The organism is Jiangella muralis, from assembly GCF_001270745.1.
Lineage (GTDB): Bacteria > Actinomycetota > Actinomycetes > Jiangellales > Jiangellaceae > Jiangella > Jiangella muralis.
This window is the reverse complement of record NZ_KQ434752.1, coordinates 468691-489278: the sequence shown is the minus strand read 5'-3', so window position 1 is coordinate 489278 and position 20588 is coordinate 468691. Positions and strand designations below refer to the sequence as shown.

General features: G+C 71.8%; 14 protein-coding genes. 8 read left to right on the top strand and 6 right to left on the bottom strand.

The features are described 5' to 3' along the window. Positions 1-27: 27 nt before the first annotated feature. Positions 28-1479 carry an AAA family ATPase gene (locus tag ACW62_RS05165; protein ID WP_053202990.1) on the bottom strand — a complete coding sequence of 484 codons (1452 nt, stop codon included), beginning with the start codon at positions 1477-1479 and terminating at the stop codon, positions 28-30. Positions 1480-1538: 59 nt separating this feature from the next. Here ACW62_RS05165 and uvrB point away from each other — a divergent pair, with 59 nt between their 5' ends. Continuing rightward, positions 1539-3650, top strand: coding sequence for an excinuclease ABC subunit UvrB (gene uvrB, locus ACW62_RS05160; protein ID WP_053202989.1), 2112 nt, complete (start codon positions 1539-1541; stop codon positions 3648-3650). A 65-nt stretch (positions 3651-3715) separates the two neighbouring features. On the opposite strand, the gene ACW62_RS36135 is transcribed toward uvrB, so the two are convergent. Next, positions 3716-7450 (bottom strand): S8 family serine peptidase, encoded by a 3735-nt coding sequence (locus ACW62_RS36135; RefSeq protein ID WP_053202988.1) that lies wholly within the window; start codon positions 7448-7450, stop codon positions 3716-3718. A gap of 154 nt (positions 7451-7604) precedes the next feature. Here ACW62_RS36135 and ACW62_RS05150 point away from each other — a divergent pair, with 154 nt between their 5' ends. Both ACW62_RS05150 and ACW62_RS05145 read left to right on the top strand, forming a co-directional pair. Next, a complete protein-coding gene (locus tag ACW62_RS05150; protein WP_053202987.1) occupies positions 7605-8564 on the top strand; it encodes a helix-turn-helix domain-containing protein in 960 nt (319 codons plus the stop codon). A gap of 235 nt (positions 8565-8799) precedes the next feature. Continuing rightward, positions 8800-9894 (top strand): TerC family protein, encoded by a 1095-nt coding sequence (locus tag ACW62_RS05145; protein WP_053203139.1) that lies wholly within the window; start codon positions 8800-8802, stop codon positions 9892-9894. A 97-nt stretch (positions 9895-9991) separates the two neighbouring features. On the opposite strand, the gene ACW62_RS05140 is transcribed toward ACW62_RS05145, so the two are convergent. The 3 genes from ACW62_RS05140 to ACW62_RS05130 all read right to left on the bottom strand — a co-directional run bounded on the left by ACW62_RS05140 (position 9992) and on the right by ACW62_RS05130 (position 11758). Next, on the bottom strand, positions 9992-10294 hold the full coding sequence (locus tag ACW62_RS05140) for a DUF4190 domain-containing protein (RefSeq protein ID WP_053202986.1): 303 nt from the start codon (positions 10292-10294) through the stop codon (positions 9992-9994). 79 nt (positions 10295-10373) lie between these two features. Beyond that, positions 10374-11033, bottom strand: a complete 660-nt coding sequence (locus ACW62_RS05135) for an MBL fold metallo-hydrolase (protein WP_053202985.1) — start codon at positions 11031-11033, stop codon at positions 10374-10376. Further along, a complete protein-coding gene (locus tag ACW62_RS05130) occupies positions 11030-11758 on the bottom strand; it encodes a maleylpyruvate isomerase family mycothiol-dependent enzyme (RefSeq protein ID WP_053203138.1) in 729 nt (242 codons plus the stop codon). Before ACW62_RS05130 ends, ACW62_RS05135 begins: the two co-directional genes overlap by 4 nt. A gap of 179 nt (positions 11759-11937) precedes the next feature. On the opposite strand from ACW62_RS05130, the gene uvrA reads away from it, so the two are divergent. Both uvrA and ACW62_RS05120 read left to right on the top strand, forming a co-directional pair. Then, the gene (gene uvrA / locus ACW62_RS05125; RefSeq protein WP_053202984.1) at positions 11938-14802 is read left to right on the top strand and encodes an excinuclease ABC subunit UvrA; all 2865 of its coding nucleotides are present in this window, start codon (positions 11938-11940) and stop codon (positions 14800-14802) included. A gap of 70 nt (positions 14803-14872) precedes the next feature. Continuing rightward, on the top strand, positions 14873-15418 hold the full coding sequence (locus ACW62_RS05120; RefSeq protein WP_083459235.1) for a Rieske (2Fe-2S) protein: 546 nt from the start codon (positions 14873-14875) through the stop codon (positions 15416-15418). Positions 15419-15548: 130 nt separating this feature from the next. Here the strand turns inward: ACW62_RS05120 and ACW62_RS05115 are convergent, their stop codons facing one another. Then, positions 15549-16370, bottom strand: a complete 822-nt coding sequence (locus tag ACW62_RS05115; protein ID WP_053202983.1) for a mechanosensitive ion channel family protein — start codon at positions 16368-16370, stop codon at positions 15549-15551. Between the two features lie 224 nt (positions 16371-16594). Here ACW62_RS05115 and uvrC point away from each other — a divergent pair, with 224 nt between their 5' ends. The 3 genes from uvrC (at position 16595) to ACW62_RS05100 (ending at position 20574) form a co-directional block, all read left to right on the top strand. Then, positions 16595-18580, top strand: coding sequence for an excinuclease ABC subunit UvrC (gene uvrC / locus ACW62_RS05110; RefSeq protein ID WP_053202982.1), 1986 nt, complete (start codon positions 16595-16597; stop codon positions 18578-18580). An 84-nt stretch (positions 18581-18664) separates the two neighbouring features. After that, on the top strand, positions 18665-19552 hold the full coding sequence (gene rapZ, locus ACW62_RS05105; protein WP_053202981.1) for an RNase adapter RapZ: 888 nt from the start codon (positions 18665-18667) through the stop codon (positions 19550-19552). Then, positions 19549-20574, top strand: a complete 1026-nt coding sequence (locus tag ACW62_RS05100) for a gluconeogenesis factor YvcK family protein (RefSeq protein WP_053202980.1) — start codon at positions 19549-19551, stop codon at positions 20572-20574. The genes rapZ and ACW62_RS05100 overlap by 4 nt, the downstream gene beginning before the upstream one ends. Positions 20575-20588 lie beyond the last annotated feature (14 nt).

The following is a 20588-nucleotide window of genomic DNA, read 5'->3' as shown; positions in this document are numbered from 1 at the left end:
GCCCGGCGCCCGCGTCCGTACGCCGCGCTACGCGCCCGGCGGGGCCAGCCCCGGCTGCGGCCACCCGCCCGTGGGGCCGGCCGTCGTCGAGCCGGCGCCGTCCGTCGCGCCGCCGAAGAGGCTCCGCGTCAGGGCCTCCGAGTCGCTCAGCATCTCGTCCAGCGCGACGGCGAGATCGTCGTCGCCGGGTGGGTGGCCGGCGTCGGCGGCGGTGAGGACGGCGCGGCGCATCAGCTCCTTCGCGAACGACGCCGTCGTCCCGTCGGAGCGTTCGGCGGCCGCGTCGAGCGCGGACGGCGTGAAGGGGAGGTCGCGCGCGTACAGCCGGTTCAGCCGGCGCCGGGCGGCGGCGTCGGGCAGCGGGATCTCGGCGGCGAGGTCGACCCGGCCGGGCCGCTGCGCGAGCGCGGGCTCCAGCAGGTCGGCGCGGTTGGTGGTGAGGACGAACGCGACGTCGGCGTCCTCGGCCAGGCCGTCGAGGGCGTCGAGCGCCTCGAACAGCAGCGGCTGCGGCCCGCCGGAGAGGGTGCGGTCCTCGGCGATCAGGTCGCAGTCCTCCAGCACGACGACGGCCGGCTCGAGCGCCCGCGCGGTCTCAGCGGCGGTCTGGACCAGCCGCAGCGACCGCCCGGACAGCACGATCACCGTCGTGCCGGGGCTGACGGCCATGAGGTAGCGGACGGTGTGCGTCTTGCCGGTGCCGGGTGGCCCGAACAGCAGGATGCCGCGCTTGAGGTGCTGGCCGGCGGCCCGCAGCGCGTCGCGGTGGCGGGCGACGCCGGTGAGGTGCCGCTCGATGCGGGCGAGCACGCCGTCTGGCAGGACGACATCGCCGGCGGTGAGGGTGGGACGGTGCAGGAACGTGACGTCGCCGTTGCTGGCGCCGAACTCGGCCGACGCGAACGTGACGACCTGCCCGCGCAGGACGCTGTGCTCGGCCATGAGCCGGTGCAGCTCGTCCAGGAAGGCGGGCACGACGGCGTCGGAGGCGGCCAGCACCTCCAGTTCGGGCAGTTCGCGGCCGAACTGCGGCTGGGCGTCGCGCTGCAGGACGACGAGGGGTACGCCGTCGAAGGTGAAGAGGTGGAGCCCGAACGCGACGACCTGGCGGCTGGTGTCCGGGCCGGTGGGGACGCGCGTGTAGTCGACCGGGCCGACGGGGAAGACCCCGTGCAGGCCGGTGTTCTCGATGATCTCGGCCAGCGACGAGTGCCGGCGGGCCATCCCGCCGCCGACGCCGATGAGCCGGTGGCCGTCGTGCCGCCGCGCCAGCGCCTCCAGGGCGACGTCGGCGTCGGCGAACCGCAGCGGTGAGACCTGCTCGGTGACGACGGGAACGGAGCGCGGCGCGACGCCGAGGTGCTCCTGGAGGACCGGCAGCAGCGGCTGGACCTGGTCGGACTCCTCGCGCACCTGGTGCACGACCTCGGTCATGAAGGTGCGGAACGTGGTCACGAACCTGCGGGTTTCGTCGTCCATCGCTGTGAGCGTAGCTGTACCTCCGGACCTTGTCGGTGCCAGCGCATACCGTTGTTCCCATGCGCGCGGCTAGTGAGATCTCCCGGGTGGTGGCCCCCTTCAAGGTCGTCAGTGAGTGGGAGCCGTCCGGCGACCAGCCGGCGGCCATCGACGAGCTCGAGCGGCGGGTCCGCGCGGGCGACAAGAACACCGTCCTGCTCGGCGCCACCGGCACGGGCAAGAGCGCCACCACGGCCTGGCTGGTCGAGCGGCTGCAGCGGCCCACGCTGGTCATGGTGCCGAACAAGACGCTGGCGGCCCAGTTCGCCAACGAGCTGCGCGAGATGTTCCCGAACAACGCGGTCGAGTACTTCGTCTCGTACTACGACTACTACCAGCCCGAGGCGTACGTCCCGCAGAGCGACACCTACATCGAGAAGGACTCCTCCATCAACGAGGAGGTCGAGCGGCTCCGGCACTCGGCCACGTGGTCGCTGTTGACCAGACGCGACGTCATCGTGGTGGCCACGGTGTCGTGCATCTACGGCCTGGGGTCGGCCGAGGAGTACCTCCACCGCATGGTGCACCTCAAGGTCGGCGACGAGAAGAACCGCGAGGGGCTGCTGCGCGAGCTGGTCGACGTCCAGTACACCCGCAACGACCAGAACCTCACCCGCGGCACGTTCCGGGTGCGCGGCGACACCCTCGAGATCATCCCGATGTACGACGAGCTGGCCGTGCGGGTCGAGTTCTTCGGCGACGAGATCGAGCGCATCATGACCATGCACCCGCTGACGGGCGAGGTCATGCGCGAGGAGCAGGAGACCTACGTCGCGCCGGCCACCCACTACGTGTCCGGCCGCGAGCGCATGGAGCGGGCCATCACCAGCATCGAGGCCGAGCTCGAGCAGCGGCTGGCCGAGTTCGAGCGGCAGGGCAAGCTGCTCGAGGCGCAGCGGCTGCGCATGCGCACCACGTACGACATCGAGATGATGCGCGAGGTCGGGTTCACGTCCGGCATCGAGAACTACTCGCTGCACATGGACAACCGCCAGCCCGGGTCGGCGCCCAACTGCCTGCTCGACTACTTCCCCGACGACTTCCTGCTGGTCATCGACGAGTCGCACGTCACGGTGCCGCAGATCGGCGGCATGTACGAGGGCGACATGAGCCGCAAGCGCACCCTCGTCGACCACGGGTTCCGGCTGCCCAGCGCCATGGACAACCGGCCGCTGCGGTTCGAGGAGTTCCTCCAGCGCATCGGCCAGACGGTGTACCTCTCGGCCACGCCCGGCCCGTACGAGATGGACAAGGTCGAGACCGTCGTCGAGCAGATCATCCGGCCGACCGGCCTGGTCGACCCCGAGGTCGTGGTCAAGTCCACGAAGGGCCAGATCGACGACCTCATCCACGAGATCCAGCTCCGCGTCGAGCGCGACGAACGGGTCCTCGTCACCACGCTGACCAAGAAGATGTCCGAAGACCTCACCGACTACCTGCTCGAACGCGGCATCCAGGTGCGCTACCTGCACAGCGAGGTCGACACCCTGCGCCGGGTCGAGCTGCTGCGCGAACTGCGGATGGGCGAGTTCGACGTGCTCGTCGGCATCAACCTGCTCCGCGAGGGCCTCGACCTCCCGGAGGTGTCGCTGGTCAGCATCCTCGACGCCGACAAGGAGGGCTTCCTCCGGTCCGGGACGTCTCTGATCCAGACCATCGGCCGCGCCGCCCGCAACGTCTCCGGCCAGGTGCACATGTACGCCGACACCATCACGCCGTCCATGCAGAACGCCATCGAAGAGACCAACCGGCGGCGCGAGAAGCAGGTCGCCTACAACACCGAGCACGGCATCGACCCCACGCCGCTGCGCAAGCGCATCAGCGACATCACCCAGTTGCTGGCCCGCGAGGACGCCGACACCGAGGCGCTCATCGGCGGCTCGGGGCGGGCCGCCAGCCGGGGCAAGTCGCCGGTGCCGGGGGTGCGCGCGAGCGTCGGCAGCGCCGGCAAGCACGCCGCCGATCTCGCCGGCATGCCCGCGGCCGAGCTCGCCGGCCTCATCCAGCAGCTCAGCGACCAGATGCACGCCGCGGCGGCCGAGCTGCAGTTCGAGCTGGCGGGCCGGCTGCGCGACGAGATCTCCGAGCTGAAGAAAGAGCTGCGCGGCATGCACGAGGCCGGCGTCGGCTGACCCGCTGGCCGGCGCGGCGGTGGGCCGCCGCGCCGGGCACGCGGGTCAGCCGTGCCCGGCCGGACTCAGTCGAGCGCGTACGCGCGCAGCACCTCCTGCTCGATCCGGTTGCCGTCCCGGTCCCAGGCCTCGACCCGCAGCGACAGGTGTGTGGCTGCCGCCGGCACCCGGCTGATCACGACGCGGAAGGTCCCGTCGCCGCGCGGCACCACCCGCGCCGGCTGCCAGCTCGCCCCGTCGTCGAAGGAGACGGACGCCGTCGCGCCGGCCACCGGGGCGGCGCCGGGTGCGCCCGGCTGGTGCCCCACCGCGACGTCGACGAACTGGGCGCCGGACTTGGCGCCGACGTTCAGCAGCGACACGTCGACGTCGTAGGAGAGGGTCAGCAGCGGCAGCGCCGTCGGCTCATCGACCGGCGCCGATCGGGCCACCGTCCACGCCGTTGACGTCGACGTCGAGGCGAGCCACCACGGCGCCGACCGCGCGACGTCCAGTTCGACCCGCAGCGACGACGGCGCCGACGGCACCGCGAACGTCCCGTCCGCGCGGCCGCCCGATGCCACCAGCGCACCGTCCGCGAACAGCCGGAACGCCGGCGTGTCCACGGCCGGCACGGCAGTGCCCCAGTGCCCGTACCCGTCCGTCCACTCCCGCAGCCGCAACGTCACGTCGTCACCCGACCGGTACGCCGCCGAGTCCTCGGCGCCGAAGTCGACCGGCAGCACCCCCGGCGCCAGCACCTGCCGGAACCACGCGTCCTCGAGCTCCTGCCCGTTGTCGTAGGTGCGCGGCGCCGACTGCATCAGGAAGCCGAACGGATCGGCGTCGGTCGATGCGCCGTACCCGTACTGCGCCCAGAACGTGTCGCCGCCGGAGACGTACTCCACCCGCTGCTGCGGCGCGACCGTCCGCCGCAGGAAGCCGAACGAGAACGCGTCCCACGGCCGCCACTTGTGCCGCAGCTCGCCGATGCCCTGACCTGGGACGTGGCTGTGGTAGTCGACGTCGATGCGGGTCGTGTTCGACTCGTCGACGACGTAGTCGAGCGACGGCGGCACCACGTCCTCCTCCACGAGCACGAGGTCGTAGAGGTACGGGCTCACCTTGATCGCCTCGACGGCGGCCGTCACCGGGCCCTGGTCCAGCAGCGCGAGCAGCGCCTGCCCCTCCTCGCGGGTCATCGACACGGTCGGGACGGTGTTCGGGTCGCCGCCGATGGTCAGCGCGCCGGACACGTTGTTGAAGATCATCACCAGCTCGGCCCCGGCGGCCGCGGCGTTGTGCATCTTCTCCAGGAAGGTGATCTCGCCACGCTGGATCAGCGCGATCTTCCCGTCGACGTCCACGTTCTCGAAGTCCGCCGGCTTGCCGAGGCCGGCGTACACCATCGGCAGCTCGTACGACCCGTCCAGCAGCGCCGAGTTGAGCACGTACGTCGCCTCGATCGGCCGCTCCACCGGGGTCAGTGTGCGCATCTGGATCAGCGGCGCGACCAGCGAGTACTGCGTGTAGTACTCGAAGTCGCCGACGGTGACGGGGTCGGTCGGCGACGCGAACGAGGGTTGCGCGCCGACGGAGAACGAGTGCGCGTACGACTTGCCCTCCGGGTCCGACCGCCACCACGCCAGCATGGTGTTGGTCGCCTCGACCGGGTCCGGGGTGTCGACCTCGATGGGGACGGTCTCGCGGGCGTCCAGCGTCACGGACGTGTCGCCGCCGACGGTGAACTCCGGCGCGAACACCGCCGCCGTCTCCGTCGTGAAGACGTGCGGCTCGTCGTAGGTGAACACGTAGCCCATCGCGGCGTACCGGCCCGGCGGCACCCGCAGTGTCGCCGCGCCGTCGCTGAACCCGACGCTGGTCGCGGCGAACACCGACGTGTCGTCGACGTTCACGACGTCGACCAGGCTGATCCCGCCGGCCGGGCGGCCGTCGCGGGCGATGCCGCGCACGGTGAGGTCGTACCGTTCGGACTCCTTGTAGAAGCCCGCCGCGGTCCGCACGCTCACGCCGTCCGGCCCGGTCGCGACCAGCCAGCCGCCGTACAGGCCGTAGTCGCCGGCGGTGGGGTCGACGGTGACGGCGACGTCCGCGGTCCCGCCGGCCGGCACCGTCACCGATGACGCGTCCAGCGTCACCATGCCGGGCGCGGGCGCCGTCCCGTCCTCGTCGGCGAGATCCAGCGCCAGCGTCAGCGTGACGGGGGAGTCGCCGGCGTTGCGGTAGGTGACGGTGCGGGTGACGGGCGCGGCGTCGTCCTGCGGGTACGGGAAGTAGCCGGCGTCCAGCGGCCCGCTCGCCGCGAACACCTGCTGCGTCGTCGCGCGGGCGAGGTCGACGCGGCCGGCACCCTGCTCATAGACCGTCAGGTCGCCGGGTGACGACGTCGACGCCAGCGCCGCCTTGAGGTCCGGGCCGGTCCAGTCCGGCCGCTGCTGCGCCAGCAGCGCCGCCGCGCCCGCGACGTGCGGCGTCGCCATCGAGGTGCCGTCCAGCGCGAGGTAGTCGTCGCCGACCGGGGTGCCGATGACGGCGCCCGCGGCCCGCGCCGCGATGATCCCGACGCCCGGCGCCGTCACGTCCGGCTTGAGCGCGAAGTCGCCGGCCCGCGGCCCGCGCGACGAGAACCCGGCCAGCCGGTCCTGCTTGTCGACGGCGCCGACGGTGAGCGCGCTGGTCGCCGCGCCCGGCGTCGTCACGGTGCCGTCGCCCGGGCCGTCGTTGCCGGCCGCGATGACGAACAGCGCGTCCGAGCCCGCGCTGAGCCGGTCGACCGCCTGGCTGGCCGGGTCGGTGCCGTCGGTGTAGCCGCCGCGCACGCCCAGGCTGAGATTGACGACGTCCGCGCCGTTCGCGACCGCCCACTCCATCCCGGCGATGACCTCGGACATCGGCCCGGAGCCGCCGTCGTCGAGCACCTTGACGTTCATCAGGTCGGCCTCGTACGCGATGCCGCGGCGCTGACCGTCCGACGCGGCGCCGGTTCCGGCGACGATCGACGCGACATGCGTGCCGTGGCCGAACCGGTCGGTCGTGCTGTCCGAGACGCTGAAGTTCGCCTCGGCGACGACCTTGCCCGCGAGGTCCGGGTGGGTGGTGTCGATGCCGGTGTCCAGGACGGCGACCGTGACGCCGTCGCCGGTGAACCCGGCGGCCCACGCGTCCGGCGCCCCGATCTGCGGCGCGCTGTCCTCGTCGACGGTGGTCATGGCCTGGTCCAGCCAGATCTTCTCGACCCCGGCCGCCCGGCCGAGCAGCCGGGCACCCGTCAGTGCGTCCGCGAGCGCTGCCGCGGCGTCCTTGTCGACGTCGGCGGCGACGGCGCCGATCGACTCCAGCGTGTCGGTAGTGGTGACGGCGGGCAGCGGCGCCGCGGCGCGGGCGGGTCCGGCGGACTCGACGATGACCGGCAGCACGTCGCTGCTCGCGTCGTCGTAGCCCTGCTCGATCAGCGCCGTCACGTCGAACAGCGCGCGGTCCAGCAGGTCGGGGACCAGCGGCGCGACGTCGGCCGGCACGACGTACAGGTGCCCGTCCAGCTCCTGCTCGTGGAAGCCGGGGACGGTGCCGTTCGCCCTGGCCGCGGGCTCGACGGTGGCCGCCTGGCGGCCGCCCGGCTCGGTGGTGACGTGGATGCGGTCACCGGTGATCAACGTGACGGTGACCCCGCCGTCCGGCCCGGCGAGGGGTGGGGACGACCCCGCCGGGACGGACGGCTCGGCGGTCGCGGCAGGGATCCCCTGCGCGATCAGGCCGGTGAGGACGACGGCGGCCGCGGCCGCTCTCCAGTGTCTGCGCAACGCTCTGCCCTCCGGGGTGCGGGTGGCCGTGCCGTCAGCGGGATGCGGTGTCCGGATCGTCCCGAAGGTTCCCTCTACGTGACAAGGGCTATGCTTTGGCGACAATCCGTCAGTGGCGCGTTTTGGCCAGCGGTCTCGACCCCCGGAGCCGCTCATGCTGGAACAGCTCGGCCTCAGCGACGAGGAGCAGACCGCCTACCTCGCCCTGCTCGACCACGCCCGGCCCGCGGCGGCGGCGGACCTGGCGCCGGCCGCAGGGTCCGCCGAGGCCGTCGAGAAGCTGCTCGACGCGCTGGAGCGGCGCGGCCTGGCCGACCGGCTGCCGGGGGAGCCGCCCGCGTACCGCCTGGTCGACCCCGCGCTGGCGTTCGCCGAGACGCTGGCCGCCCGCGAGCGCGACCTGCAGCGCAGCCGCGTCCTCGTCGACGACCTCGCCGTGCGGCACCGCCGCCGCCACGACGCCGTCGAGCCGGGCGACCTCGTCGAGATCGTCACCGGCTCCGACGCGACCGCCCGCCGCCTCGTCGACGTCTACAGCAGCGCCCGCACGCAGGTCCGGGCCATGGAACGGCCGCCGTACGGCGTCGTCAACAGCGAGCCGAACCCGATCGAGGTCGAGCTGCTGAAGGCCGGCGTCCGGCACCGCGTCCTGTACGAGCAGAGCGCCGTCGACCTGCCCGGCCGGCTGGCCGACCTCCTCGGCGGCATCGCGGCGGGCGAGGAGGCCCGCGTCGTGCCGACGCTGCCGGCCCGCATGCTGCTGATCGACGACCGGTACGCGATGGTCCCCGCCCGGGCCGGCGCGCTGATCACCGACCAGCTGTTGGTCGTCCACCCCAGCGGGCTGCTGGACGTGCTGGCCGAGGTATTCGAGGAGACCTGGCTGCGGGCGATGCCGCTACGGCTGGACCCCAGCGACCAGGACGGCCAGGTCGACGACGACCGCGTCATCCTGAACCTGCTGGCCGCGGGGCTGACGGAGCAGTCGATCGCCCGGCACGTCGGCGCCAGCCAGCGCACCGTCCAGCGGCGGATCAAGGAGATCAGCGGACGCCTGGGCGCCCAGACGCGGTTCCAGGCGGGACTGCAGGCTGCGCGCAACGGCGTGCTGTAGCGGCCGGAAACGTCGGGCGTGGCAGCGAATTGCGTTTCTGGCGGGGCGTGTGAAATATACTGGGATCAGCGTGGAGGGGAGTACTCCCGACGCGGTGGCATCGTCATCACGGATGCTCCCCACACCGGGGTGCCTCCCGGTGCCTCCGGCCCAGTGATCCTGGGCGGACGAGACCTCCGGTTGCGCACAGCGTCCGCTGTGCGGTCAGCTCACCGGAGAGGACTCTGTCTTCGTGTTGGACCTGCCCCTGTGGTTCGAAGTCGGAACGCTCGTCGTTCTCGTCCTGCTGCTCATCGCCGACCTCCTCATCGTCACCCGCCGCCCGCACGCCCCGTCCATGCGCGAGGCGAGCCTGTGGGTGGCGTTCTACGTGGGGCTGGCAGTGGTGTTCGGCATCGTCCTGGGGTTCGTCGGCCACGGCCAGGCCTCCGGCGAGTTCTTCGCCGGCTGGCTCACCGAATACAGCCTGAGTGTCGACAACCTGTTCATCTTCGTGATCATCCTGGCCCAGTTCCGGGTGCCCAGGAAGTACCAGCAGTCGGTGCTGATGTTCGGCATCCTCACGGCGGTCGTCCTGCGCGGCATCTTCATCCTGCTCGGCGCCGCGCTGATCAACGAGTTCGCCTGGGTGTTCTACATCTTCGGCGCGTTCCTCGTGTACACCGCCGTCAAGCTGGCCAACCAGCAGATCCACCACGAGGACCACGACGAGGACTACGAGAACGCGTTCGTCCGCCGGGCCCAGCGGGTGCTGCCGATGACGAAGGAGTACCACGGCGTCAAGCTGCGCATCCGCGAGAACGGCAAGCGGCTCTACACCCCGATGGTCATCGTCTTCCTGTCCATCGCCTCCGCCGACCTGCTGTTCGCCGTCGACTCCATCCCGGCCATCTTCGGCCTCACCCAAGAGCCGTTCATCGTCTTCACCGCGAACATCTTCGCGCTGATGGGGCTGCGCCAGCTGTACTTCCTCATCGGCGGGCTGCTGGAGAAGCTGGTGTACCTGTCCGCCGGGCTCGCCGTCATCCTGGCGTTCATCGGGGTGAAGCTGGTCCTGCACGCCCTGCACGAGAACAACCTCCCGTTCGTCAACGGCGGCGAGCCGTTCCACAACGTGCCCGAGGTGCCCATCTGGCTGTCCCTGTCGGTCATCGTCGGGACGTTGGTGGTCACCACGGTGCTCAGCCTGATGAAGTCCCGCCGCGACGACCGCAAGGCTGCTCCCGCGGGCGGCGCCGCCGGGCCGGCTCAGGGCGAGGTCGAGGACTCGACGGACGGGGCGAGCGAGGCGGACGACGCGAGCGAGGCGGCCGAGCACGACCGCCGCTGACGGCCCGTCCTCACCCCTGCTCATGATCATCAACCGTTGGCGACACCCAGACGTCGCCAACGGTTGATGATCACGACGGCCTGTCGTCGTTCGTCGATCAGGCCGTGGACGACGCTCCGACCAGCCCGATCAGGAACAACATCCACGCCAGGAACGACCCGATGCCGATGTAGCCCAGGACGAGCCCGGCGATGGCCAAGCCGCGCCCGCCGACGCTGGGGTCGCGCTTGATCTTCCCGAGCGCTATGTGGCCGAAGATCACGGCCAGCAGCGACCCGAGCCATCCGAGCCACAGGATCCCGAGGACGAGGCTTGCGACCGCGAGGCCACTGGTCGTCCTCGGCTGCTGCGTGTAGGCGTACTGCGGTGGTCCATACTGCGGCTGGTTCTCGGTGGTCATGGCATGCCCCCCTGGCAGTCCGATTGGATGGCGCGGGACGCTACTCTCCGGGTCGGACAGAACCTCAGGCCCGCGCCGCTCACCAGCCGCGGGCCCGCCAGGCGGCCAGCTGCGGCCGTTCGGCGCCCAGCGTGGTGTCACTGCCGTGGCCGGGGTAGACCCAGGTCTCGTCGGGCAGCCGGTCGAACAGCTTCGCCTCGACGTCGTCGAGCAGGGAGGTGAAGTCGGCCGCCGAGCGGGTCTTGCCGACGCCGCCGGGGAAGAGGGAGTCGCCGGTCCAGAGGTGCGGCGGGCCGGTCGGGTCGTCGTACAGGACGGCGAGGCCGCCGGGCGTGTGGCCGGCCAGGTGGATCAGCTCCACCGCGATGTCGCCGAAGCGCAGCACGTCGCCGCCGGCGGCCACCAGCGCCGTCGGCACCGGGATGGCCGGGGCGTCCGCCGCGTGCGCCACCGTCACCGCGCCCGGTACGGCCGCCGTCACCGCGGCCAGCGCGCCCCAGTGATCGGGGTGGCGGTGGGTGGTGACGATGTAGCGCAGCGGCCCGTCGCCGCACAGCTCCAGCACCCGCGCGGGCTCGGCGGCGGCGTCGATCAGCAGCTCGTCGCCGGCGAAGCGGTCGCGCAGCACGTAGACGTTCGACGCCAACGGGCCCACGGCCGCCTTGGTGACGACCAGCCGGGCCAGTTCGTGTACCGCCGGCACGCCGCCGGGCGAGACGCGGCCGGTGTAGGAGCTCACAACCAGGACGGCAGCGCCGGCAGCGGGCCGGCCGGCTGCACTCGCAGCCCGGTGCCGGACGAGCGGCCGATCAGCCAGCTCAGCAGCTCGGACGGCGCGCCGCCGACGGTGACGGGCGCCTCGGCGCCCAGGTGCTCGACCCCGGCGCCGTCGATCTCGAGCGTGACGGCGGGGACGTCCTCGCGGCGGCCGAACGCGCGCACCGTCTCGTCGAGGGCGCGGTGGACGAACGCGGGCGGCCAGTCGGCGGCGCCGTAGCCGGTGTCGAGGTCGACGTGGTGCACCTCGAGCTCGCGCAGCCGCAGCCAGAGCACTCGCCGTCCGGGCAGCGGGTCGCCGGTGGCGGCCGCGCCCCGGCGCACCTGCCGCTCCCAGCCGTCGTCGGGCATCTCCATGACGGCGCGGACGAACCGGTCGGCGGAGGTGTGCAGGTCGTCGACGATCTCGGCGGCCGGCCGGGTGGCGCCGGCCGCGATGTCGGCGTTGCGGGCCTCGACGCTGGGATACATCGGGTTCTCGCGGCCGGTGCGGGCCCAGGCGAGCAGGTTGGACAGCGCATCGGCGTTGCGGGCCACATGTGTGAGGACGTGGGCGCGGGTCCAGCCTGGACATAGACTGGACGCGGCCAGGCCGGCGTCGTCGAGCGTGGCGGCCGTCGCGATGATGCGCTCGGTCGCGGCGGTCACCGGCCCGGCGGCGGGGGAGTCACCGGAATCGGAGGACATCGGTTCGGCGTTCACGGTGGGCACGGTTTCGAACCTAGTCCTCATCGGCCGCCGGGGCGACTGAGTTGGACGTCCCGGACCGTTCGTCCGAGCGACCTTGTCAGACCCGCCCCCTACGATGCAGTGAACCGTACGTCTGTCCAGTGCACCACCCCCGATACCGGAGCCCACGCGACCTCATGACCGAACGAACCGCCGCCCGCGTCAGCGACCGCCTGGTGGTCCGCGGCGCCCGGGAGCACAACCTCAAAGACGTCTCCCTCGACCTCCCCCGCGACGCGATCATCGTGTTCACGGGGTTGTCCGGGTCGGGGAAGTCCAGCCTGGCCTTCGACACCATCTTCGCCGAGGGTCAGCGCCGCTACGTCGAGTCGCTGTCGGCGTACGCCCGCCAGTTCCTGGGGCAGATGGACAAACCGGACGTCGACTTCATCGAGGGGTTGTCGCCGGCGGTCTCCATCGACCAGAAGTCGACGTCGCGCAACCCGCGCTCGACCGTCGGCACCATCACCGAGGTCTACGACTACCTGCGGCTGCTGTACGCGCGGGCCGGGCATCCGCACTGTCCCGAGTGCGGGCGGCCGATCGGCCGGCAGACGCCGCAGTCCATCGTCGACCAGGTGCTCGAGCTCGAGGACGGCGCCCGGTTCCAGGTGCTGGCGCCGGTGGTCCGGGCCCGCAAGGGCGAGTACGCCGACCTCTTCCGCACGCTGCAGGGGCAGGGCTACTCCCGCGCCCGGGTCGACGGCACGGTGTACCAGCTCGACGAGGTCCCCAAGCTGAAGAAGCAGGAGAAGCACACCATCGAGGTGGTGGTCGACCGGCTGGCGGTGAAGGAGTCCGCGAAGCGGCGGCTCACCGACTCCGTCGAGACCGCGCTACGGCTCTCCGGCGGCCTGATCACCCTCGACTTCGTCGACCTCCCCGAGGACGACGAGCACCGCGAGCGGGTCTACTCCGAGCACCTGTACTGCCCGTACGACGAACTGTCGTTCGAAGAGCTCGAGCCGCGGTCGTTCTCGTTCAACTCGCCGTTCGGCGCCTGCCCCGAGTGCACCGGCCTGGGCACCCGCATGGAGGTCGACGACGAACTGGTCGTGCCCGACCCCTCGAAGACCCTCGACGGCGGCGCGCTGGCCCCGTGGGCGCCCGGCAACACCTCCGAGTACTTCGACCGGCTGGTCACGGCGCTGGCCGAGGCCATCGGGTTCCGCACCGACGTCCCGTTCGAGACGCTGCCGAAGAAGGCGCGCGAGGCCGTCCTGCACGGCCACCCCGAGCAGGTGCACGTCCGCTACAAGAACCGCTACGGCCGCGAGCGCTCCTACTACACCTCCTACGAGGGCGTGCTGCCGTGGGTGCGGCGCCGCTACGCCGAGGCCGAGTCCGACGCCAGCCGCGAGCGGTTCGAGGGCTTCATGCGCGAGGTCCCGTGCCCGGCCTGCGGCGGCACCCGGCTCAAGCCGGTGGTGCTGGCGGTCACGGTCGGCGGCCGGAGCATCGCCGACGTCGCCGCGCTGCCCATCGGCGAGTGCGCCGAGTTCCTGCGCACGCTGAAGCTGTCCGAGCGCGAGGAGCAGATCGCCGCCCGGGTGCTCAAGGAGGTCAACGAGCGGCTGCAGTTCCTGGTCGACGTCGGCCTGCACTACCTCAGCCTCGACCGCGCGTCGGCCACGCTGGCCGGCGGCGAGGCACAGCGCATCCGGCTGGCCACGCAGATCGGCTCCGGCCTGGTCGGCGTCCTGTACGTGCTCGACGAGCCGTCCATCGGGCTGCACCAGCGCGACAACCACCGGCTCATCGAGACGCTCATCCGGCTGCGCGACCTCGGCAACACGCTGATCGTGGTCGAGCACGACGAAGACACCATCAAGGTGGCCGACTGGGTGGTCGACATCGGCCCGGGCGCCGGCGAGCACGGCGGCCAGGTCGTCGTCAGCGGCACCGTCGACGACCTCCTGGCCCAGGAAGACTCCCTGACCGGCGCGTACCTGTCCGGGAAGAAGCGCATCGACATCCCGCCGGTGCGCCGTCCACCGGCGAAGGACCGCGCGCTCAAGGTCGTCGGGGCGCGCGCCAACAACCTCAAGGACGTCACCGTCAGCTTCCCGCTGGGCTGCTTCGTCGCCGTCACCGGCGTCAGCGGTTCGGGCAAGTCGACGCTGGTCAACGACATCCTGTACACGTCGCTGGCGAAGGAGATCTACAACGCCCGCGCGGTGCCGGGCCGGCACAAGCGCATCGAGGGCATGGGCCTGGTCGACAAGGTCGTGCACGTCGACCAGTCGCCCATCGGCCGCACCCCGCGCAGCAACCCGGCCACCTACACCGGCGTGTTCGACGTCGTCCGCAAGCTGTTCGCCGAGACGCAGGAGGCGAAGGTCCGCGGCTACCAGCAGGGGCGGTTCTCCTTCAACGTCAAGGGCGGGCGCTGCGAGGCGTGCTCCGGCGACGGCACCATCAAGATCGAGATGAACTTCCTGCCCGACGTCTACGTGCCGTGCGAGGTCTGCCACGGCGCCCGGTACAACCGCGAGACGCTCGAGGTGCACTACAAGGGTAAGAGCATCTCCGAGGTGCTCGAGATGCCCATCGAGGAGGCGACGGAGTTCTTCGCCCCGGTCGAGCGCATCGCCCGGCACCTGCGCACGCTCAAGGAGGTCGGGCTGGGGTACGTACGGCTGGGCCAGCCGGCGCCCACGCTGTCCGGCGGCGAGGCGCAGCGGGTCAAACTGGCGGCCGAGCTGCAGAAACGGTCCACCGGCAAGACCATCTACGTGCTCGACGAACCCACCACCGGCCTGCACTTCGAAGACATCCGCAAGCTCATCGGCGTGCTGCAGGGCCTGGTCGACAAGGGCAACACCGTCGTCGTCATCGAGCACAACCTCGACGTCGTCAAGACCGCCGACTGGATCGTCGACATGGGCCCCGAGGGCGGCACCGGCGGCGGCACCGTCGTCGCCACCGGCACGCCCGAGCAGGTCGCCAAGGTCCAGGCGTCGCACACCGGCACCTTCCTCCGCGACGTCCTCGGCGTCTAGCGGCGAGGCAATCCGTCTGGGCCACTGGTTCGTACATGATGGTGAACGGACCCATACGGAGAGGCGATCGATGGCACAGCAGCATGCGGCACCCACCCCGACCAGCGACCACGTGGACTGCGGCCACTGTGTCGGCCGCCGCACGGCCCTGATGGGCCTGGGCGCCGTCGGCGTCGCGGGCCTGCTGGCGGCCTGCGGCGGCGGTGACGACGAGCCGAGCACGGGCGGCGCGCCGTCCGCGCAGCCCAGCGCCGAGGCACCCGACGGCGGCACGAGCAGCGAGTCCACGCCGCCGGCCGAACCGTCGACGCCGGCGGGAGAGCCGGGCGGCGAACCGCTCACCAGCACCGCCGACGTCCCGGTGGGCGGCGGCGTGGTGCTGCACGCCCCCGGCGTCGTCGTCGCGCAGCCCGAGGCCGGCACGTTCGTCGCCTACAGCAGCACCTGCACGCACCAGGGCTGCGCCGTCACCACCGTGGCCGACGGCCTGATCACCTGCGACTGCCACGGCAGCCAGTACAACGTCGCCGACGGCTCGGTGGCCCGTGGCCCGGCCGAGCAGCCGCTGCCGGAGGTGGCGATCCTCGTCGAGGGCGACCAGATCCTCGCCGGTTGAAACAGGCGATCCGGCCGCCGCCCGCGCGTTCGAGGTCGGCGACCGGATCGTGGTCTGACGGGGCCGCACCCGGCCGGTGCGAACGGGGTGAACCGGCGGCCGGGTGCGGCGTCAGGGGAGCAGCGCGGGCTCAGGCGCCCGGACGCGGCTCCGTTGGCGGCTCCTCGTCGCCGAACAGCGACTGCCCCGGCGGGTCGGCGGGCGCACCCGCGTCCGAACCGTCGCCGGCCGAGGCGTAGGACGACGCCGGAGCGGCGGCGCCGCGGCCCAGCGGCGAGTCGACGTTCGACGGCGACAGCTTCGCCCACCACTCGCGGGCGGTGTTGATGCCACCGACGCCGAACGCGATCGTCACCGCGCCCAGGATCGCCAGCGGCAGGTACTGCAGCAGCGTGTTCTCGATCTTCGACGTCACCGACGACGCGAAGTTCAGCGTGTCGAACGCGGCCAGGACCCCGATCACCAGCACGCCGATGCGCACGGCGGTGCTGACCCAGCCCATGTTCCGGCTCTCCGCGAACGGCCGGACGACATTCGCCGCCCAATTGGCGATCGCGGCCGCCACGAACAACACCAGAAGCGCGATGGCCACCAGGGGCAGATACGCGATGAGCCGGTTCAGCATCGACGTGAGCTGATCGATCCGCAGCACTTCCGCGGCGATCTGCACGAAGATGATGAAGATGAGGAAATAGGCCACCTGGCCGATCAGCGCCACGCCGCTGGTTCCGGCCTGGCGCAGGGTGTTCTCGATACCGGCGGCCTCGGTCAGGCGACCGGCGCCGACCTTGTCCAGTCCGGCCGTGAGCAGCCGACGAATCAGCTTCGCGACCCAGTGCCCGACCAGCAGCAGTAGTAGCGCGACCACCAGGCGCGGCACGAAGTCGCCGATGTCGGAGCCGAGTTCGCTGAACGAGTCGCCGAGTTGGTCGACGAAATTCTCTGTACGCACAGATGTGGGCATTCCATGCCTCCCGCCTTGTCTCAAAGGTGCTCCCGAACATAGTTCCGGCCGGGTAACCGATCATGGCGATTCCGATTTGTTCCGCTATTCGGTCGAGGGAGGTGTGAGAATTGTCGGCACATCACCGCACATTGCCGGTCGGGCGCCCGGTCACGCCCACGGCGAACACCGGCATGCGGCCGCTGTCGGTGGGAGGTCATAAGCTGTCTGTCGTGGCCGATCCGACGACGTACCGACCGGCCCCGGGGTCGATCCCGGTCGAGCCCGGGGTCTATCGCTTCAGCGACGCTCGGGGCCGGGTCATCTACGTCGGCAAGGCCAAGAGCCTGCGCGCGCGGCTGTCGTCGTACTTCCAGGACCTCTCCGCTCTGCACCCGCGCACGTTCGCCATGGTCACCACCGCCGCCAAGGTCGAGTGGACGGTGGTGCGCACCGAGGTCGAGGCGCTGCAGCTGGAGTACTCCTGGATCAAGGAGTACGACCCGCGGTTCAACGTCCGCTACCGCGACGACAAGTCCTACCCGTACCTCGCGGTCACGCTGAACGAGGAGTTCCCGCGGGCCATGGTCATGCGCGGGGCGAAGAAGCGCGGCGTCCGCTACTTCGGGCCGTACGCACACGCCTGGGCCATCCGCGAGTCGCTCGACCAGCTGCTGCGGGTGTTCCCGGTGCGCAGCTGCTCCAAAGGGGTGTTCAACCGGTCGAAGCAGATCGGCCGGCCGTGCCTGCTCGGCTACATCGGCAAGTGCTCGGCGCCGTGCGTCGGACGGGTCGACGCCGACGAGCACCGGCAGATCGCCGACGACCTCTGCTCCTTCCTCGACGGCAGGACGTCGGGCTACGTCCGGCGGCTGGAGAAGGAGATGAAGGGCGCCGCGGCCGAGCTCGACTTCGAGCGGGCCGCCCGGCTGCGCGACGACATCGCCGCGCTCGAGCGGGCCATGGAGGCCAACGCGGTCGTGCTCGGCGACGGCACCGACGCCGATGTCGTCGCGCTCGCCGACGACGCCCTCGAGGTCGCCGTCCAGGTGTTCTACGTGCGCGGCGGACGGGTCCGCGGGCAGCGCGGCTGGGTCGCCGACAAGGCCGACGACACCCCCGCGGGCGAGCTGGTCGAGCGGTTCCTGCTGCAGCTCTACGGCGAACTGGGCGGCGAGGCGGTGCCGCGCGAGGTGCTGGTGCCGGCGCTGCCCGACGACGCCGGCGAGGCGGCCGCCCTCACGGAGCTGCTGGCCGAGCTGCGCGGCGGCCGGGTCGACATCCGGGTGCCGCAGCGCGGCGACAAGCGGTCGCTGCTCGAGACCGTCGCCGCCAACGCCAAGCAGTCGCTCAACCTGCACAAGACGAAGCGGGCCAGCGACCTCACCACCCGCAGCCGGGCGCTGGAGGAGATCCAGGAGGCGCTCGAGCTGGACGAGCCGCCGCTGCGCATCGAGTGCTACGACATCTCCAACCTGGCCGGCACCGAGGTGGTCGGGTCCATGGTGGTGTTCGAGGACGGCCTGCCGCGCAAGAGCGAGTACCGCAAGTTCACCGTCCGCGGCGAGCAGGGCGGCACCGACGACGTCGCCTCCATCCGCGAGGTGCTGATCCGCCGGTTCCGCCGGCTGCGCGAGTCGCACCAGGCCGACCAGGACGAGCCCGCCCCCGACGACGCCGCGCCCGAGCTGCGTCCCGGCATCGACCCCGAGACCGGGCGGCCGCGCAAGTTCTCCTACGCGCCCGGCCTGGTCGTCGTCGACGGCGGCCAGCCGCAGGTCAACGCGGCCCGGCAGGCCATGGACGAGGCCGGCGTCAGCGACATCCCGGTCGTCGGGCTGGCCAAGCGCCTGGAGGAGGTGTGGCCGCCCGACTCCGACCACCCGATCATCCTGCCGCGCACCAGCGAGGGCCTCTATCTGCTGCAGCGGGTCCGCGACGAAGCGCACCGGTTCGCCATCACGTTCCACCGGCAACGCCGCTCCACGTCCATGGTCGACAGCCTGCTCGACGGCGTGCCCGGCCTCGGACCCACCCGCCGCAAGGCGCTCATGACCACGTTCGGGTCGCTGAAACGCCTCCGAACTGCGACAATGGAGCAGATCGCGGAGGTCCCCGGCTTCGGTCCTGCGACGGCGCAGGCGGTGGTCGACGCGCTGGCGGAGCGCCCGGCCGTCCCGGCCGTGAACACCGCAACCGGCGAGATCCTCGATCCGTGACCACAGCTGGCCACGGTCGCTCGCCGGACGCGCCCTGACACACTGAGCATCCACCGCCGCAACGCAACACAAGGGGATCGCACCATGAACGACCAGGGCCGACCCGATGCCTCGGAGAAGCTCGACCTGCTCCTCGTCACCGGGATGTCCGGGGCCGGGAAGACCGCCGCCACGGCAGCGCTCGACGACATCGGCTGGTTCGTCGTCGACAACCTGCCGCCGTCGCTTCTCATGGACCTCGTCACCACCGTCACCCAGCGCACCGACCTGCGCCGCGTCGCCGTCGTCGCCGACGTGCGAGGCGGGGTGTTCTTCGGCGAGCTGCGCGGCGCCCTCGACCGCCTCACCGAGCAGGGCTACCGTCCGACGGTGCTGTTCCTCGAGGCCGGCGACGAAGCGCTGGTCCGCCGGTTCGAGTCGGCGCGCCGCCCGCACCCGTTGCAGGGCGGCGGGCGCATCCTCGAGGCCATCGAGCGCGAGCGGGAGGAGCTGGCGTCGCTGCGGGTCGCCGCCGACGTCGTCATCGACACCTCGCTGCTCAACCCGCACGAGCTGGCCGGCCGGGTGCGGTCGGCGTTCTCGGCGCCGGAGATCACCGGGCTGCGGGCCATCGTCATCTCGTTCGGATTCAAGTACGGTCTGCCGGTGGACGCTGATCTCGTCGCCGACATGCGGTTCCTGCCGAACCCGCACTGGGTGCCGCACCTGCGCCCGCAGAACGGCACCGACGCCGAGGTCAGCGACTACGTGCTGGCGCAGCCGAGCGCCGAGGACTTCCTCGACCACTACAGCGACCTCGTCGCCATGGTGGCGCCCGGCTACCTGCACGAGGGCAAGCGGTTCGTCACCATCGGCATCGGCTGCACCGGCGGCAAGCACCGCAGCGTCGCGATGAGCGAGGCGCTCGCGCAGCGGCTGCGCAAACAGGGCATCGAGACCCTCGTGGTCCATCGCGATCTCGGACGGGAATGACCGGAACACTCTCCAGTACCTCCGGTGACGCCGGCGGTGTCGGCAGGGGCCGGCTCGCCGGGCCGAAGGTGGCCGCCCTGGGCGGCGGCCACGGACTGGCGGCGTCGCTCGCGGCGTTGCGCCGCATGGCCGGCCGCCTGACCGCGGTCGTCACCGTCGCCGACGACGGCGGCTCCAGCGGCCGGCTGCGCGAGGAGCTGGGCGTGTTGCCGCCCGGCGACCTCCGCATGGCGCTGGCCGCCCTCTGCGGCGACGACGACTGGGGCCGCACCTGGGCGCGGGTGCTGCAGCACCGGTTCCTCAGCGGGGGAGAGCTGCACAACCACGCGGCCGGCAACCTGCTCATCGTCGCGCTGTGGGAGCTGCTCGGCGGCCACGTCGAGGGCCTCGACTGGGTCGGCCGGCTGCTCGGCGCCCAGGGCCGGGTGCTGCCGATGGCGCTCGTCCCGCTGACCATCGAGGCGCTCGTCGGCCGCCCGGCGGCGGAGCCCGGCACGCCGCGCGAGATCTTCACCGTCAGCGGGCAGCACGAGGTGGCCACCACCGACGGTGACATCGTCGCCGTCTGCCTGGTCCCGGACAACCCGCCGGCCTGCCCCGAGGCCCTGGAGGCGATCTTCGACGCCGACTGGGTGGTGCTCGGCCCCGGCTCCTGGTTCAGCAGCGTCGTGCCGCACCTGCTGGTGCCGGAGATCCGCGACGCCCTCGTGACGACGTCCGCGCGCCGGGCCGTCACGCTGAACCTGTCCGAGGAGGGCGGCGAGACCACCGGCTTCACCCCGGAGATGCACCTGGAGGTGCTCGGGGCGTACGCGCCGGACCTGCGCCTCGACCTCGTCATCGCCGAACGGCGATCCTGCACCGACGAGAAACTGCTGCGCCGCATCGCCGGCGAGATGGGCGCCGAACTCGTCGTCGCCGACGTCGCGAAGGGCGACGGCACCGCCCAGCACGACCCCGTCCAGCTGGGCCGCGTCTACGCCCAGACGCTCGGCAGCAGCGGCATCGGTCCCTGGCACTGACGTCGCCCCGCCGT

Coding starts and splice junctions, on each gene's coding strand:
- ACW62_RS05165 (WP_053202990.1), bottom strand. CDS start 1,479: ATGGACGACGAAACCCGCAGGTTCGTGACCACGTTCCGCACCTTCATG.
- uvrB (WP_053202989.1), top strand. CDS start 1,539: ATGCGCGCGGCTAGTGAGATCTCCCGGGTGGTGGCCCCCTTCAAGGTC.
- ACW62_RS05150 (WP_053202987.1), top strand. CDS start 7,605: ATGCTGGAACAGCTCGGCCTCAGCGACGAGGAGCAGACCGCCTACCTC.
- ACW62_RS05140 (WP_053202986.1), bottom strand. CDS start 10,294: ATGACCACCGAGAACCAGCCGCAGTATGGACCACCGCAGTACGCCTAC.
- ACW62_RS05130 (WP_053203138.1), bottom strand. CDS start 11,758: ATGTCCTCCGATTCCGGTGACTCCCCCGCCGCCGGGCCGGTGACCGCC.
- uvrA (WP_053202984.1), top strand. CDS start 11,938: ATGACCGAACGAACCGCCGCCCGCGTCAGCGACCGCCTGGTGGTCCGC.
- ACW62_RS05120 (WP_083459235.1), top strand. CDS start 14,873: ATGGCACAGCAGCATGCGGCACCCACCCCGACCAGCGACCACGTGGAC.
- rapZ (WP_053202981.1), top strand. CDS start 18,665: ATGAACGACCAGGGCCGACCCGATGCCTCGGAGAAGCTCGACCTGCTC.
- ACW62_RS05100 (WP_053202980.1), top strand. CDS start 19,549: ATGACCGGAACACTCTCCAGTACCTCCGGTGACGCCGGCGGTGTCGGC.